At 63.2% G+C, this 15,088-nt stretch carries 12 protein-coding genes; 2 read left to right on the forward strand and 10 right to left on the reverse strand.

All coding sequences use genetic code 11. From position 1 onward, the window contains the following. Nucleotides 1-5: 5 nt before the first annotated feature. The 7 genes from A9975_RS29775 to A9975_RS29805 form a co-directional block, all read right to left on the reverse strand. Nucleotides 6-1,625 (reverse strand): AMP-binding protein, encoded by a 1,620-nt coding sequence (locus tag A9975_RS29775; protein WP_183035882.1) that lies wholly within the window; start codon nucleotides 1,623-1,625, stop codon nucleotides 6-8. 31 nt (nucleotides 1,626-1,656) lie between these two features. Continuing rightward, a complete protein-coding gene (locus A9975_RS29780; protein ID WP_183035883.1) occupies nucleotides 1,657-2,430 on the reverse strand; it encodes an enoyl-CoA hydratase/isomerase family protein in 774 nt (257 codons plus the stop codon). Nucleotides 2,431-2,468: 38 nt separating this feature from the next. Beyond that, nucleotides 2,469-3,428, reverse strand: a complete 960-nt coding sequence (locus A9975_RS29785; RefSeq protein WP_183035884.1) for a hydroxymethylglutaryl-CoA lyase — start codon at nucleotides 3,426-3,428, stop codon at nucleotides 2,469-2,471. 11 nt (nucleotides 3,429-3,439) lie between these two features. After that, nucleotides 3,440-4,225: an enoyl-CoA hydratase/isomerase family protein gene (locus tag A9975_RS29790; RefSeq protein WP_183035885.1), complete on the reverse strand. Its 786-nt coding sequence runs from the start codon at nucleotides 4,223-4,225 to the stop codon at nucleotides 3,440-3,442. A 47-nt stretch (nucleotides 4,226-4,272) separates the two neighbouring features. After that, nucleotides 4,273-5,394, reverse strand: coding sequence for a CaiB/BaiF CoA-transferase family protein (locus A9975_RS29795; protein ID WP_183035886.1), 1,122 nt, complete (start codon nucleotides 5,392-5,394; stop codon nucleotides 4,273-4,275). 47 nt (nucleotides 5,395-5,441) lie between these two features. Further along, the gene (locus tag A9975_RS29800; protein WP_183035887.1) at nucleotides 5,442-6,374 is read right to left on the reverse strand and encodes a 3-keto-5-aminohexanoate cleavage protein; all 933 of its coding nucleotides are present in this window, start codon (nucleotides 6,372-6,374) and stop codon (nucleotides 5,442-5,444) included. A 116-nt stretch (nucleotides 6,375-6,490) separates the two neighbouring features. Continuing rightward, on the reverse strand, nucleotides 6,491-7,654 hold the full coding sequence (locus A9975_RS29805; protein WP_183035888.1) for an acyl-CoA dehydrogenase family protein: 1,164 nt from the start codon (nucleotides 7,652-7,654) through the stop codon (nucleotides 6,491-6,493). Between the two features lie 301 nt (nucleotides 7,655-7,955). On the opposite strand from A9975_RS29805, the gene A9975_RS29810 reads away from it, so the two are divergent. Next, on the forward strand, nucleotides 7,956-8,783 hold the full coding sequence (locus A9975_RS29810) for a FadR/GntR family transcriptional regulator (RefSeq protein ID WP_183035889.1): 828 nt from the start codon (nucleotides 7,956-7,958) through the stop codon (nucleotides 8,781-8,783). A 146-nt stretch (nucleotides 8,784-8,929) separates the two neighbouring features. On the opposite strand, the gene A9975_RS29815 is transcribed toward A9975_RS29810, so the two are convergent. Further along, nucleotides 8,930-10,000: a porin gene (locus tag A9975_RS29815; protein ID WP_183035890.1), complete on the reverse strand. Its 1,071-nt coding sequence runs from the start codon at nucleotides 9,998-10,000 to the stop codon at nucleotides 8,930-8,932. Between the two features lie 135 nt (nucleotides 10,001-10,135). Then, nucleotides 10,136-11,176 carry a tripartite tricarboxylate transporter substrate binding protein gene (locus A9975_RS29820; RefSeq protein WP_183035891.1) on the reverse strand — a complete coding sequence of 347 codons (1,041 nt, stop codon included), beginning with the start codon at nucleotides 11,174-11,176 and terminating at the stop codon, nucleotides 10,136-10,138. Between the two features lie 634 nt (nucleotides 11,177-11,810). Here A9975_RS29820 and A9975_RS29825 point away from each other — a divergent pair. Beyond that, nucleotides 11,811-12,068 (forward strand): hypothetical protein, encoded by a 258-nt coding sequence (locus A9975_RS29825; protein ID WP_183035892.1) that lies wholly within the window; start codon nucleotides 11,811-11,813, stop codon nucleotides 12,066-12,068. A gap of 48 nt (nucleotides 12,069-12,116) precedes the next feature. On the opposite strand, the gene A9975_RS29830 is transcribed toward A9975_RS29825, so the two are convergent. Continuing rightward, complete coding sequence (locus A9975_RS29830; protein WP_183035893.1) at nucleotides 12,117-15,056, reverse strand: Tn3 family transposase; 2,940 nt, start codon at nucleotides 15,054-15,056, stop codon at nucleotides 12,117-12,119. Nucleotides 15,057-15,088: the final 32 nt, after the last annotated feature.

Raw genomic sequence — 15,088 nt, forward strand, 5'->3', positions numbered from 1 at the left:
GCGGCTCACTTTTCCAGCTTGATGCCGGCTGCTTCCCTGTCCCAGATCTCGCTCATTCGCTCTTCCGCCGCCGCGCGCAACTTGTACTTCTCGACCTTGCCGGTCGCGGTAAAGGGAAGCTCGGCCAGGAACTCGACAAAGCGCGGCACCATGAAATAAGCCATCTGTGGGGCGCAAAAGCGGACCAGTTCGGCGGGGTCGAGATCGCATCCTTCCCTGCGCACGATGGTGGCCATCACTTCATCCTCAAGGAACTCCGCGCGCACGGCATATACCGCCACGTCGGCCACCGAGGGATGGCGTCTGATGACGTCCTCGACCTGAATGGCGGAAATGTTCTCGCCGCGTCGGCGGATCAATTCCTTGTTGCGTCCCGCGAAGTACAGATACCCGTCTTCGTCCAGCCTGCCCCGGTCGCCGGTGTGCAGCCAGTAGTTGCGATTGGCGCCGACCCACAGTTCCGGAAGGTTGTAGTATCCCTGGCGCGCGAACCAAGCTTCGTTCGTCCGCAGGCAGATTTCGCCGACATCACCGGGCGCTACCGGCTGGTCGTCTTCGTCCAGAATTGCCAGAGCGACCTCGGGGAGCGGACGGCCGGCGGAACGAATCTTCTCGCGGGGCTCATCCGGGCCGAACATGGTGGCGTAGCCGAAATCGCCCAATGCATACAGCGAGGTGGCCTTTACGCGGAAGCGCTCTTCGAACTCGTTTGCGAATTCCGGCGCCGGTACGACGAGGCAAGTCTTCAGCCGATGGCTGCGCTCTTCGTCCGAACGCTCGCGCAGCCACAGGAAATTGATCATCGCGCTCAGCAGAGAAGTCCTGGTCGCGCCGCATTCGTTGATCTCGCGCCAGAACATGCTGGTTGAAAATCGGCGCGACAGGGCGACGGTGGCGCCGGCCATCAGCGCGGGCAGCACCGTGCAGTTCAGAGCGTTGCCGTGGAACATCGGCAGGCACGTGTACATCACGTCTTCGCTCGTGTAACCGTACATCTCCACATGCTTCTGCGCCGCGCGGACAGCAGTGGCGTTCGCGATCATGCTGCCCTTTGAGACACCGGTCGTGCCGGAGCTGTAGAGAATCTGGAGAATGTCGCTGTAGGCGGGTTCGGGCGCGTCGGCCGGCAACGCCGGCGCATTGGCGATCGCCTCCCAGACATGCACCTGCACGTTGTCGAACGCCCAGGCCTTCGGTCCGGTGGTGGTTTCGTCCGGGCAGACGATGATGTGGCCCAGCTTGGGGCATTGCGGCTGGATGGCTGCAACGCGATCGACGAACGCCTCGTCCAGTACCAATGCCACCGAGTCCGACTGGCTGGTGTAGTAAGCCAGCAGGTCGCCGCGCGACGCATTGTTGATCGGCACGACCACGGCACCGATCAGCGCGAGCGCGAAGTTCAGCCAGACCACTTCCGGACGGTTCTCCATCATCACGCCCACGTGCTGGCCGGGCGCGATGCCCACGGCCGCCAGTCCGCCCGCGATGCGGCGGCTCGCCTCATACGCCTCGGCGTAGGAGAAAGCCTGGCCGTAATACAACAGGAACGTCTTGTCGCCGTGAGCGTGCGCCTGTTCGCGCAGCAATTGCGCCAGTGTTCTTTGATGCAACGGAATGCTATTCATGGTTCCTTCCTGGTCCGATCCAGCCGCCTCCTTAACGCTGATATCCGGGGTTGCGCTTTTCACTAAATGCGCGCAAGCCTTCCCGGCATTCCTCGGAGCGGAAGCCGCGCTGCAGGTCGGAATTGGGCGCGGTGGGCAACATCCGGTTGATATATTCCGCGTAGAGGCTTCTCGCGTTCGGGGAGGTCTTCCGGATATCCTTGATCAGTTCCTGGACCTTCTCCTCCAGGGTGCCGTCTTCCACCACCTGCGTAATCAGGCCGATGCGTTCCGCTTCCGTGGCGGAGATCGATTTTGCGGTGTACAGCAGATACTTGAGCTTCGACAGGCTGATCTTGCTCAGCAGCAGGCTCGGCATCATGGAACTTGCCAGGCCGATGCGCGCTTCTGGTGCGCCAAATACGGCGCTGCGCACGGCGATCTGGAGGTCGCACGCCGATGCGATGGCCAGTCCCCCGGCCACGCAGATGCCGTTGACCGCCGCGATCGTGGTCTTCGACGAGTACTTCACCGCGTCGAACGGCATGTTGTCGTCGTACGCATACAGGGCAAGAGGATTCTCGTCCTCCATTCTGGACAGGACTTCCTCGAGGTCGCCACCCGTTGCAAAGGCACGGCCCGTGCCCGTGATGACAATGATGTCGACGTCAGGGTCCGAGTTGGCCAGGCGCACCGCATTTTTGACTTCGCCATAGAGCTGCGTGGTGAACGAGTTCAGCACGTCGGGGCGATTCAGGCGGATGTAGGCGGCGGAGTCGACTACGTTGTACTCGAGTTGCTCGAACGTAATGAATGTGTTTGTCATGTCCATCTCCTTTGATGAGCGTTATCTTGTAACCAAGCTTATGCAACCGCATTGCCCGCAGCGGCGCGAATGCGGCCCGCGTTCATGAATTTTCCGGGCAGCGAATGGCCGACGATCTCCTCCGCCATGCGCGCCACTTCGGCCAGGCGGTCCAGATCCAGGCCGGTGCTGATGCCCATTTCCTCGCACATCAGGGCGACATCCTCGGTGCAGACATTGCCGGCAGCCGACTTGTTTCCGGCGAATGGGCAGCCACCGAGCCCGGCGACTGACGTGTCGAAGCGGTGCACGCCGCTTTGAAGTCCGGCCAGGACATTGGCGAGACCCATGCCCCGGGTATCGTGCAGGTGCAGGGCGAATTCCATGGCGGGCCACCGGTTGCGAACCAGGTCGACCGTCTTGCTCACATCCAACGGGTTGGCCGCGCCGACGGTGTCGCAGAGATATACCACCTCGGGTGTCTCGCCATGTTCCTCGCAGGTCCGGAGCAGCGCTGCCACTGCTTCCAGACACCGTTCCGGGCTGACCTTGCCTTCATAGGGGCAGCCGAATGCCGTGAAGACGTGCGCGGCGCCCACGCGCAAGCCGGCGGCCCGGTAGCGCTCGATCATGCCCGATTGAACGTGCAGCAGGTCCGCCGCGCTGCGGCCGTTGTTGTTGCGGGCGAAGGTGTCGGAGACACTGGTGAACACGTTTGGCACAAGGTCGAGGCCGGAAGCCAGCGCTCGCTCGAAGCCCTTCGGACTCAGCCAGATGCCGGTGTATCTCACGCCGTTCCGCCGTTGAATGCGTCCGGCGATCTCCTCCGCATCCGCCATTTGCGGCACCCTGCGGACATCGACGAAGGAGACGCAATTGATGACTTCCAGGCCGGTCTCGGCAAGGCCGTGGATCAGGCGCAGCTTGGCGTCAACCGGGATGAGACCTTCGCTCTGAAATCCCTCGCGCGGGCCTTCCTCCTGGAGAATGACGCGGTCGGGAAGCTGATATGTCGACATGGGCGCCTCGCTTACTTTCCCGTCCACACCGGCTTGCGCTTTTCGGCGAAAGCGATAAGGCCTTCGGCAGCGTCCTGTGTCATGCGGAGGCTGCCAAGCTGGGCTTCCATGAAGGAGATGGACTGGGCGAACGTCATGTCGGAGATCGCGCGCAGCGCATTCTTGCCGCGGCGGATCGCGGTCGGCGACTTGTCCGTGACACGTGACACGAGCCAGTCGACCTTGTCGTCCAGTTCGGCGGGCGCGACCACGTAATTGACGAGCCCGATCTCCAGCGCCTCTTGCGCGGACAGCGGTTCGCCGGTGATGCACATCTCGGCGAACTTGCGGCGCGGCACCAGATGCTGCATGACGCTGGCCACTTGCATCGGAAACATGCCGATCTTCACTTCGGGCAGGCCGAACGCGGCATTGGTGCTCGCGACGGCCATGTCGCACATGCTCAGGAGCCCCATCCCGCCCGCCATGCAAGCGCCGTTGACGCGCGCGATCAGCGGGATGTCGAAGGCCACGGCCTGACGCAGCAGGTCGGCATAATCCGTGCGCGGTTGGGAAAAATCGAAGTCGAAGATGTTCGAGTTCTGACCCAGATCGGCGCCGGCACAGAAGGCCCGCTCACCCGCTCCGGTCAGTACCACCGCGCGCACGCCGGGCGTGCTTTCGGCCTGCCGCAATCCGGCGGAGATGCCCCAGATCACGTCTTCATTGATCGCATTGCGAAGTTCCGGTCGATTGATGGTGATCCAGCAGACGTCCTGGCGAGTCTCGACTACGACACTTTGGGCGGAAGAATTCATGATGTCCGTTTGAAGCTGAAGGGTAGATGGGTGAGACGAAGTGAAGTTCACCGGGCGCCGGCCGCGAGCTGCGCGATTTCAGCGTCGCTGAATCCGAATCCGGTCAGAATGGCCGCCATCGATTCCTCGCCACGAGGCCGAAGCTCCGGCGCGGTGCGGGAGAAGCGGGGGGCGGGGGCCGGCTGCATGGCGCCCTCGCGCTCGACGAAGGTGTTGCGGGCCATGTTGTGCGGATGCGAGGGCGCTTCACGCATGTCGAGGACCGGCGTGAAGCAGGCGTCGGCACCCTCCATCCGTGCACACCATTCATCCCGGGTCCGGGTTGCGAAAAGTTGTGCCAGCCGCTCGCACCATTGGGGCCAGTGGCGGCGGTCGTGCTGCGGCTCGAATTCCGCCTGGTCGAGCTCCAGGCGCTGCAGCAGGGCGGCATAGAACTGCGGTTCGATCGCGCCGACCGCGACCCACTTTCCATCGGCGCAGCGGTAGGTCGTATAGAAGGGCGCCGCGCCGTCGAGCAAATTGCTGCCGCGCTCGGGCTTCCACATCCCAGCCGCGTAGTACCCGAACGTCGTGGCCATGAGCATGGCCGACCCGTCGGTCATCGCGGCATCGACGACCTGGCCCTTGCCCGACTTGATGGCTTCGAACAACGCGCAAGCGATGCCGAAAGCCAGCAGCATGCCGCCGCCACCAAAGTCGCCCACGATATTGAGCGGTGGAATGGGCCCGCTGTCCTGGGTTCCGATGGCGGCAAGCGCCCCGGTCAGTGCGATGTAGTTGATGTCATGGCCTGCGCTTTGCGCGAGGGGGCCGTTCTGGCCCCAGCCCGTCATGCGGCCGTAGACCAGGCGGGGATTGCGCTCCAGACACACATCGGGTCCCAGTCCCAGCCGCTCCATCACTCCGGGCCGGAAGCCTTCGATCAGGACGTCCGACTGCGCCGCCAATCGCTGCACGGCCTGTCGGCCGGCTTCCGTTTTCAAGTCCAGTTCGATGGATCGCATGCCGCGCCCGACCACCGGATTGGTGGGGCTTTTCGCGGCGCCGGCAGTGGGGCGTTGCACCCGCAGGACGTCCGCGCCCATATCGGCCAGCATCATGGCGCAGAATGGGCCAGGCCCCATTCCAGCCAGTTCCAGAACGGTCACTCCCGTCAACGGTCCAGCCATGTCAGTCCTCGCATGTGGTCATTGCAGCGATGGCGGCGATGCGCCGGTCAGAAGGCCACATTGCCATGGCCTTTCAAGCCCAGCATGGTCCGAGCTTCATCGGGCGTGGCAATATCCAGGGACAGCCCTTCGAGAATCGAGCGTACCCGTTGGACCTGCGCGGCATTGGTTTCGGCCAATTGGCCGGGGCCGTCCCACAGCGAGTCCTCGAGTCCCACGCGTACATTACCCCCAGCGGCGGCGGCCTGCGCGGCGATGGGCATCTGGAAGCGGCCGGCGCCGAGCACCGACCAAACGTACTGATCTCCGAACAGGCGATCGGCCGTGCGCTTCATGTGCGAGACGTCGTCCGAATGGGTGCCGATACCGCCCAGAATGCCGAACACCGTCTGCACGAACAGCGGACCCTTCACGAGACCGCGATCGACGAAGTGCGCGAGGTTGTACAGATGCGCCGTGTCGTAGCACTCGAACTCGAAACGGGTGCCATTGTCCGCGCAGGACCGCAGGATGTACTCGATGTCCTTGAAGGTGTTCCGGAACACCGAGTCGCGCGTCGATTCCAGATACTGCGCTTCCCATTCATGCTTGAAATGCTTGTACTTCGTCAGCATGGGATGCAATGCGAAATTCATCGAACCCATGTTGAGGGACGCCAGTTCGGGCTTGAGCTGGAGCGCCGGCTGCAGGCGTTCCTCCACCGTCATAGTCTGCGCGCCCCCGGTCGTCAGGTTGATGACGCCGTTGGTGCGTCGCTTGATGTTGCCGACGAACTCGCGGAACAGGCCAACGTCCTGTGACGGCCGGCCATCGATCGGATCTCGCGCGTGCAGATGCACGATGGCGGCGCCAGCGGACACTGCGCCAACCGCGGCTTCTTCGATTTCCTTTGCGGTCACCGGCAGGTGAGGCGACATGCTGGGCGTGTGAATCGAACCCGTGACGGCACACGTGACGATAACCTTGCGTGACTTGGACACTGATTTCTCCGAATATTGGTGATTGCGTGGTCAGAGTGGGTCTGCAATGGGAGTCGCCAGTCTCGACATGCACCGCGGCCGATGCATGTCGTGGCGGCGACCCCGGTCGCGCCGTATCAGTAGGACTTCGGCATGTCGAGCACGCGCTCCGCGATGAAGCAAAGGATCATCTGTTCCGACACAGGCGCCAGGCGGGAAATCAGCACTTCGCGCAGCAGTCGCTCCACGTGGTATTCCTTAGCGTAGCCCATACCACCGTGGGTCATGACGGCCTGCAGCGCGGCTTGATAACCGGCGCGCGCACCCAGCAGCTTTGCGCTGTTGGCCTCGGCGCCGCAGGGCTGACCGGCGTCGTACAGCGCGGCGGCATGGTTGGCCATCAAACGGGCGGCCTTCAGGTTCACCCAGCACTCCGCGAGCGGATGCTGAATGGATTGGTTCATGCCGATGGGGCGGTTGAATACCACCCGGTCGCGCGCGTACTGGGCGGCGCGGCGCAACGCGTCTTCGCCAATGCCGATGGCTTCGGAAGCCACCAGGATGCGCTCAGGGTTCAGGCCGTCGAGCAGATACCGGAATCCCTTGCCTTCCTCGCCGATGCGATGCGCTTCGGGAATGAAGAGGTCATCGATGAATACCGCGTTGGATTCCACGGCGTTGCGGCCATGCTTCGGAATGCGCCGCACTTCGACCTTGGACCGGTCCAGGTCCGTATAGAAGAGGGTGATGCCGTCCGTCGACTTCGCGCCGTCCGACTTCGGTGCTGTGCGGGTCAGCAGCAGGATCTTGTTTGCCACTTGCGCGGTGCTGGTCCACATCTTGCGACCGGTGACGCGGTAGCCGCCTTCCACCTTCGTGGCAAAGGTCTTGATGCTGGTGGTGTCCAGACCCGCGTCGGGCTCGGTCACGCCGAAGCAGACCTGGTCTTCGCCGCGAACGAGGCGGGGCAGCCACTCCTTCTTCTGCTCGTCCGTGCCATGCACCACCACTGGGTGCGGCCCAAACATGTTGATGTGGATGGAGGAGGCTGCGGTTTGCGCACCGTGTTTGGCGACCGTATGCATCACGATCGCGGCCTCGGTCACGCCCAGACCTGCGCCGCCGTATTCCTCGGGCATGGTGACGCCCAACCACCCGTCGGCGGCCATGGCCTGGTGGAACTCGACCGGGAAGCGCTCGGAGCGGTCGCATTCCGCCCAGTAGTCGTCGCCGAATCGTTCGCAAACGGCGGTTACGCCATCCTCAATTGCGCTGTGGTGGTTCGAGTCACGTTCAGCCATGGTCCCCTGCCTTCGTATCAGTAAATGGTTGAAAACACGTTTGGTTGACCAAACTATAGTGCGGACATTTTGCGGCGTCAAGGGCTTCGAGGTGTTGTGAGGCGGAGAGGGCGGCTACTGCGTGCGCCAGGAAGGCCTTCTGGCCCCCGTTGCGGCGTGGCGGCATGCGGTTTTTGGAGGTCCGGGGCGACTGCGGGCCACGGTTACTACCTTGAGGCCCTGGCTAAACGTCGAAAGATCGACCGAATGCCGTCTTGCTGCTAGAGTATGATTTGGTCAACAAATACACTTCGAAACCATTATGCAACGCGAGACGGGTCAACGCAGGAAGGCGATCACGGTGAGCCCGGTCGTGGTACCGCGCGCGCATGAGGTCCTGGCGAACCAATTGCGGGATCGCATCCTGAAGCGGGAGATTCCCGAGGGCGAAGCGCTTCCGCCCGAGCGGGAGTTGGTTGAGCAAACCGGGCTGCCCCGCAGCGCCGTACGCGACGCATTGCGAGTGCTGTCCGCCGAAGGGCTGATTCAGACGAAGCCCGGCCGGGCTGGCGGCAGCATCGTGACGCTGCCGAGCCATGAGTCGATGGCTTCCGCAATATTCAGATTCGTCCAGGGGCGCCGCATTTCCATACGCAGCCTGCTGGAGACGCGGGAACTGCTGGAACCGTTTCTGGCACGGCTGGCTGCCGAGCGCCGCACGGAGACGCAACTCGGGGAACTGAAGGCTCTCCATGAAGAGCTGGTGAACAGCGCGCACAGCTTCAAGGATTTCACGGTGGCCAACCTCAAGTGGCACACCGCGGTGTCGCAGGCGAGCGGCAACGAACTGCTCGCCACGCTCCTGTACTCGATCTCGCACGGAGTGCAGCTTGCGTCGATGGCGGAAGAGTACGACACGCCCGAGACGAGGCGGCAGGTTATCGACATTCACGCGCGCGTGAACGAGGCGATTGCGGCACGCCAGCCAGAGGCCGCGGAACATGCGATGCGCAAGCACATGACGGCGTCGCGTGTTCACTCGCTTGCGCAACCCTCGGCGGAGGTGCTCCTATCGGAGGGCGCCGCGTCGCCTCAACCGCCGGTCAGGGCGGTTCGAAGCTCCCGAACGCGCAAGAATCAGGCGATTTGATTACCCGGGGGCGCCAGGCCGATCGAAAGCAGGGCGCGCGCCAACTAGGCCGGACTGACGGGGGCGCGGCGCCAGTCATCACGACAAAAACCCGGGCCTCACGGCCCGGGTCCTATTGCAACAGCGTATTCCCTTCCGCGGCCCGCCTAGAATTTGTGGCGGATGCTCATCGAGACGCCGGTCTGGCTGGCACCCGTCCTGATGGTGCTGCCGAAGCCGTTCAGGCCGAGGTTCGAATTGTCCTTGTTGTGGACGTAACCCACAGTGAAAGAAGCGTCGGTGCGCTTGGACAGCACGTAGTTGGCCGACGCCACCAGTTCCCACGGATCCTGGCCGTTGCGCTTGTTGTTGAAGTAGTACCCCGCCCCAGTCAGCGTGAGGGCCGGCGTGGCGGCATACCGATACCCCAACCAGTACAGATCGTTGCGGCGGGCGCCGCCAATGTCCCCGTTGAACCAGCGATATCCCGCCAGGATCGTCGAGTTGCCGAAAGCGAAGTTGGCCGCCGCGGCGATGCGACGGTCGGTCTGGTCCGAGTTCTGACCGGTGATGCCGCGCGTGCCCTGCTGCTGGTCGTAGATGAGCGTTGCGCCGAACGGGCCGCTTGCATACTCGACGCCGCCGCCAAAGGCCCGGTCGCTCTTGACGTCGCCCGGTGTCTCGCCGGCAATCGACGTCACGCCGGCCGTGGTCACCGAGGTGCCGCGCGCAAAGCTGTAGAAGGCAGTGGCGGTCAGGGGCCCGTACTTGCCGGTGTACTTAGCCGTGTTGTCGTAGCGTCCGACCAGCGTCGGATCGAGGCCGAGCGCCGAATAGCGCGCCGCCAGCACCATGGGTTCGTAGTTGAGCAGCAAGTCGTACAGCGCGTTCTGCTGACGGCCCAGCGTGAACCGGCCCCACCAGTGCTCCACTCCGACGAAAGCTTGCCGGCCGAACAGGCGTCCGCCCTGGCTCATTACGCCGGTGTCCAGATCGAAGCCGCTTTCCAGCACGAACAGCCCCTTCAGGCCGCCGCCCAGATCTTCCGTGCCACGCAGACCCCAACGTGAGCCGGACACGTTGCCCGCATTCATGCGAGTGAGCGTGTTGTTGTTGGCATTGACGTGATTCAGGAACTCGAATCCGATGTCCGCCACCCCGTATAGGGTGATCGAGCTCTGCGCACTGGCAAGAGGCGCAGCGAGTGCCAGCAAAGTGGCGGCGTAAAGCTTCTTCATTTATCTCCTCTCCTTCCTTTTTTTGCTTCTCGAATCGTCTGTGTCTTGTTCTCGCATGGGCACGCCTTGCGTGTGCCACGCGCGCCGGCCCCCGACCGGCGCGCGCCTGTCATGGTGGATTAGGTCGGACCGGCGTCAGTCCACAAGCTTGATGCCGTGAGTCCGGATGAGGTCGGCCCATTGCGCCGATTCCTTGCGCGTCAGCTCGGTCATCTGCTCGGGCGTGAGGTTCATCGGTTCATGGGAAAAGCTCTTCAACGCATCCTTTACTGCAGCGGTGTCAGCCGCTTTCTGCAGGATGTCGCGCATGGAGGCGGCAATGGCAGGCGACGTTCCAGCCTTGTAATAGAACCCGTACCACGCACCCATGAGGAAATCGGGCACACCCTCTTCGCCGGTCGTCGGAATCTTCGGAAACGCGGTACTGCGTTTCGGCGTGGCGAACGCGACGCCCCTCAGACGTCCCGTTTGCCAGTAGCTGATGGATGAGCTTGCGTCCGCGAAGACCACATCGGCTTCGCCAGAAGAGACGGCCAACATTGCCGCGGCGGTCGTCTTGTAGGGGACGACAAGCAGCTTGATGCCCGCGCTGGCCTGCAGGTATTCACATGCCATGCGCAGCGACGGCGAGGCACTCGCGCAGGTGTACTTGCCCGGATTGGCCTTGGCCGCCTTGATGAAGTCGTGGAGCGTCTTGTACGGTGCCGCGGCGTCGATGCTCATCACGATCCCGGTCTTGCTGATCGTCACGAGCGGGAGCAGGTCCTTCTGCGGATCGTATTGGACCTTGCGCAACATGAGCGGATTTAATACGGTCCACGAACTGCTTCCCAGCAGCACGGTATATCCGTCAGTCGGTGAAGAGAGGAAGGACTGTATGCCGATGGTGCCGTCCGCGCCCGGCTTGTTCTCCACATAGGGGCTCAACCCTTTTGTCTCGGCGATGGCCTTTGCATAAGCCCGTGCCAGCAAGTCCAATGCGCTGCCGGCGCCGCTGGGCACGACGATTCGGATCGCGCGGCCAGACTGGGGAAAATCTTGCGCCAATACGGGCCCCGCAAGGACGAGCGCCACGCATGCGAGTAGCCAGCGCATCGCCTTGAACTTGTTTAATGCCGCCTTGCTCAGCCAGGCGTTGCTGTATAGACGCCTGAAATTTATGGGGGGATAGGTCATTGCTCGTCTCCTGGATTTGACTGTGAGAAGCCCTTTTGCCTTCGCACGGGAGGCACGGGTGTAGCCTCGGCTGGGCCTAACTGTTTTGGTTACCCAAACTTTAGGTTGACCAAAGTAGCCTGTCAATAGTTTTTCCGACTAGAGGACGGTCTGCCGCCGGCCTCGAGCGTCTGGGGTCAGGCTCAGTGTGATAGAGACCGCACCGCGCGTTGGGCAAGCGTATTACGCCGTCAAACTGCGATGGTCTAAGAACGCCGACGTAGACTGCCGTGTGCAGGTCTGTTGCCGAAGCGAAGGCGACATTCGAATGGCAGCGAGAGGGCCGAGTTCAACGGCCGCTTGTGGCCGGGAAGGGACATAGGCTGGTGTTTGCCCGGCGGCTGGCGACCCTTCTCCCCCATTGGATATCGAGTCCGCCGGGATATCGGAGCAATGCGAAAATTGCCCTGGAAATTTCCCGATTCTAGTCAAATCTGGGCTCTGTCCCAGTTGACGAACATCAGAGGGCCGGTGTAGCGCTGCAACCAAGCGAGGCTCCCAGCGGTAGGCGTTCTACAATAGGGAGCGCCGCGTTGCTCAGTCCTTCCGGCAGCGCCTCCACGATTCCGCCTCGAACCCCAACTGGAGCCAATCGATGGCCACTTCGTCATTTGTCTGGCCGAAGGATGTAGCGGTTGAGCGCGAGCTCATGCCAGGAGGCACCTTCGTCTACCATCTGTCGCATGCGGCAATCGGCAAGCTGGGCCGCATCCTCCTGACGCCAGCTCCCGGCGGTGGCGCCCGGCTTGACTGCGAGGTCTACAGCGAAGGGCCGGCCAGCATGATTGAGCGTCGTCGCGCGGTGATTGAACCGCTGGCACGTGCCGTCTCGGCGAAGCTCGATGGCCGGTGAAGCGTGATGGGCCAAGAAGCCTGGTCCCGGTTCCAGGCTTGGCTGCCTCTAACCGGCCTGCTGATGCAGGGCTGATTGATCCAGCGCCGTTGCGACGTTCGGCAGGAGGCGATGGGCATAGCGTGCAATCGGAAAGTCGAAGGTGCCGCGCAGGTTGATGCCTTCCAGATGAGTCGGGGCAATTTGGCGCAGGTCTTCGGCGCGCATGGCTTCGCCGCCGATCGCCTCGATGGCATCGAGCGCGCGCTGCATGTGCAGCGTGTTCCAAGCCATTACGGCATTCGACAACAAGGTCAGCGCCGATGACACCGCCGCCAGCGACGCATCATGCCGGGTCAGTTCGAGCGGAATCTTTCCGTAGTGGATGGCCCGCTGCACCGTGTGGACCGCCTCGCCTCGGTTCAAGGCATGCTGCATCTCGTGGCGGAACGCAGGAATGGTGAAATAGTCAATCAGGAAGATGGTGCGAAACAGCCGGCCGAGATGCACGCCCGCTTCATAGACAGGCTGGCCCTTCGCCGCCGCGCCAAAGCGCGTGAGCGCCTGGACGGCGGTGCATTGCCCGCTCTGCACCGATGCCGCAACGCGGACCAGTTCGTCCCAGGCGTGCTCGATCAGATCCAGCCGGACATCCGCGTCCGTCACCGAAGCCAATTCGGCCAATATGTCGTGGTCCCTGGGCACATGGAGACGGCGGTCGCGCAGATGCGCAAGCCGTGGACAAAGATCAAAGCCAAGCAGCCGGGAGTGGCTCATGGCGAAATCGGTAAAGCCGTGGGTATCGACAGCCAGTTGCGCCACGTCTTCCGATCCGCTCTGGCGGATGACGCCCTCGATGGCCGCGCCGGCCTGCCGCTCATTGAGCAGGATCGGTTGGTCGTAGAAGATGCCCCAGCGGTCGCGGACATGCGTGTACATGCCTATCGATTTCGTGCGCCGGCGCGGATCGGCCCGTGCCCGCCAGACCGTGCGCGTGGTCTCCAGTGACATCATGTCCGATGATGCCAGATCGGCGCGCCCCCAGTGTTGGGCAATCGGATGCTGGTGCATGAAGACCAGGACAGCATCGGCGGCCTGGCGGAGTTTGCGCTCGTCCGCGATGCGATGCATCATTTGTCGGATCGCGCTGGGCGACAACTCCGGCACCATGCGTGCGAGGTCTGCCGCCGACATTGAGGTGCCGTGCGCCAGTACCGCGGCGTAGACCATCAGCAGCTCGCTGCGCGAATGCGGTTCCCGGCCCAGCAGGAGCCAACTGAAGTGGGTGCTGCTATCAATCTCCAGCAGGATTTCCGGCAATTGCCCACCGGGGTGCCGCTCGAACAGCGCGCGCCGCAACGCCTCCACGGAGGCTTCCGGCCTCGTTGCCGTGAGCGGATCGATATGGATCGCGCTATCAATCTTCAGTTCGCCGCGCGAGGCCGCGTCTCGCAACTTGGCGAGCCCCGCATCCAAATGTGCCACCACGGGCTCCAGAAAAGCCTTGGCGTCCTGCGGCAGCTTGAGATGACCGTAGAAATGGTTACGCCGGGCCTGCCAATCCTCGTTGGAAATCAGCAGTGCCGCCTGGCTACGGAATGCGAAGCTGTGGTCCAGGAAAACCGAGCCATTACGCAGCGCCACCCGTAGGGCAAACAGCGTCCCCCATTCGAAGGCGGCCAGCGCCCGTTTGCGATCCTGGCCCTCTAATGCTGGCTGCCAGGCGCGTCCCAATCGAGCCGTCACCCGATCAGGGAGCCAGTCGGCCCTCCGCGCATAGAGCTTGCGAAGCACCTCCATGGCCTCGATCACCGGGTGGGCCGACTGGGCGGCGAATGGCAGGCAAACCAGCCTGCCCAGCATGGCCTTGGCTTGCCGGTGTCGGGACAGGAGTTGTGCGCGGATCAGGCTGGCTCGGCTTGGCAGATTCTGGGAGGTCGCCGCGTCGGCCAGGGCGCCCAATTGCTGGCAAAGGGCTTCTCGTGTCTGCGTCTCATCGGCAACCAGCGCCTTGACGGCGGCAGCGAATTCCCGGAGCTTAACGCCAGGGTCCGGCCGGCCGGCGTCGATCAGGCGTCCCGCATCGTTGACGGACTTGCGAATCCAGTGGCGCAGCATGGATGACAGGTGATCCGTGGCCGCACACAAGGCATAGCGCAAGAAGCATGCGGCTTCCAGGCGGCGGGACTGTTGCGCAACCCGCTTGCTGACTGACGCTGGACGATTCGCACAACGCCGCGCATAGTGGCGAACCACTGCTTCATTGCAGACCGCCGGCCAGCCTTGGTGGACGCCCAGCTGGTACAGCCGGTCGATCTTGTCAAACAGCTCGCCCATCTGATGCGTGGAGTTGCGCAGCGGAACCGCCCACAGCCATTGCTGGAGGCTCGCGCGGTCGCCTTCGGGCCGCGGGAGCAACGTCCCCCACGCGTCGAGGGAAGCTTCGCCATAGGCTTGCATCAGCGCTTCAGCCAGCGCGGCCTCGCAGGCGTCCACGGCCTGGTTGATCAGCCGCTTCAGCGCCCGGTCATGCGGGATCAGGATGCGATGCTCGTACAGCCAGCGTTTCAAGTCATGCAGCAAGTCACTGCGGCTCGGTTGGCCTGCCAGCCGCTCCTTGAGCCAGCGCGTCACGTAACGACGCTGATGCTCGGCCATCGGGCCGAAGCCGAGCGCTTGGTAGGCCAGCAACTGGTGGTCCACCAGGGTATCGGTGCGCCCGTCATACAGCGCCCCCAGCGTGCCCATATCCGGCGGGGTGATGCCCAGTTGCGCGCCGACAAAGGCCCAGAGGAATTTAGGCACCTGCTTGTAGGCATCGAGGGTGCGGCCCGTCATGCGGACAAAGCCGATGTGAACGGCGCAGGCCAGGCGGTGCAGGTGGCTGCGCCGCGCGTCGATCAGGGCCCGCTCCTTGGCGGAGAAGGTGAAGAACGTGGCAAGCTCGAACTCGCTGAGTTCGCGCGGAATCTGCTGCATGCCGAGATACGCCAGTTGCCAGTGATCCATCGCGCTCTCCAAGCGTGAGACGGACGGCAGAG

Origin of the sequence: Cupriavidus sp. UME77 (genome assembly GCF_014170355.1) — a bacterium.
Lineage (GTDB): Bacteria > Pseudomonadota > Gammaproteobacteria > Burkholderiales > Burkholderiaceae > Cupriavidus > Cupriavidus basilensis.

Bases quoted from the DNA above. Each gene is read 5' to 3' on its own strand.
- A9975_RS29790 (WP_183035885.1), bottom strand. From the start codon at position 4,225: ATGAATTCTTCCGCCCAAAGTGTCGTAGTCGAGACTCGCCAGGACGTC.
- A9975_RS29775 (WP_183035882.1), bottom strand. From the start codon at position 1,625: ATGAATAGCATTCCGTTGCATCAAAGAACACTGGCGCAATTGCTGCGC.
- A9975_RS29815 (WP_183035890.1), bottom strand. From the start codon at position 10,000: ATGAAGAAGCTTTACGCCGCCACTTTGCTGGCACTCGCTGCGCCTCTT.
- A9975_RS29780 (WP_183035883.1), bottom strand. From the start codon at position 2,430: ATGACAAACACATTCATTACGTTCGAGCAACTCGAGTACAACGTAGTC.
- A9975_RS29820 (WP_183035891.1), bottom strand. From the start codon at position 11,176: ATGACCTATCCCCCCATAAATTTCAGGCGTCTATACAGCAACGCCTGG.
- A9975_RS29795 (WP_183035886.1), bottom strand. From the start codon at position 5,394: ATGGCTGGACCGTTGACGGGAGTGACCGTTCTGGAACTGGCTGGAATG.
- A9975_RS29810 (WP_183035889.1), top strand. From the start codon at position 7,956: ATGCAACGCGAGACGGGTCAACGCAGGAAGGCGATCACGGTGAGCCCG.
- A9975_RS29805 (WP_183035888.1), bottom strand. From the start codon at position 7,654: ATGGCTGAACGTGACTCGAACCACCACAGCGCAATTGAGGATGGCGTA.
- A9975_RS29830 (WP_183035893.1), bottom strand. From the start codon at position 15,056: ATGGATCACTGGCAACTGGCGTATCTCGGCATGCAGCAGATTCCGCGC.
- A9975_RS29825 (WP_183035892.1), top strand. From the start codon at position 11,811: ATGGCCACTTCGTCATTTGTCTGGCCGAAGGATGTAGCGGTTGAGCGC.
- A9975_RS29785 (WP_183035884.1), bottom strand. From the start codon at position 3,428: ATGTCGACATATCAGCTTCCCGACCGCGTCATTCTCCAGGAGGAAGGC.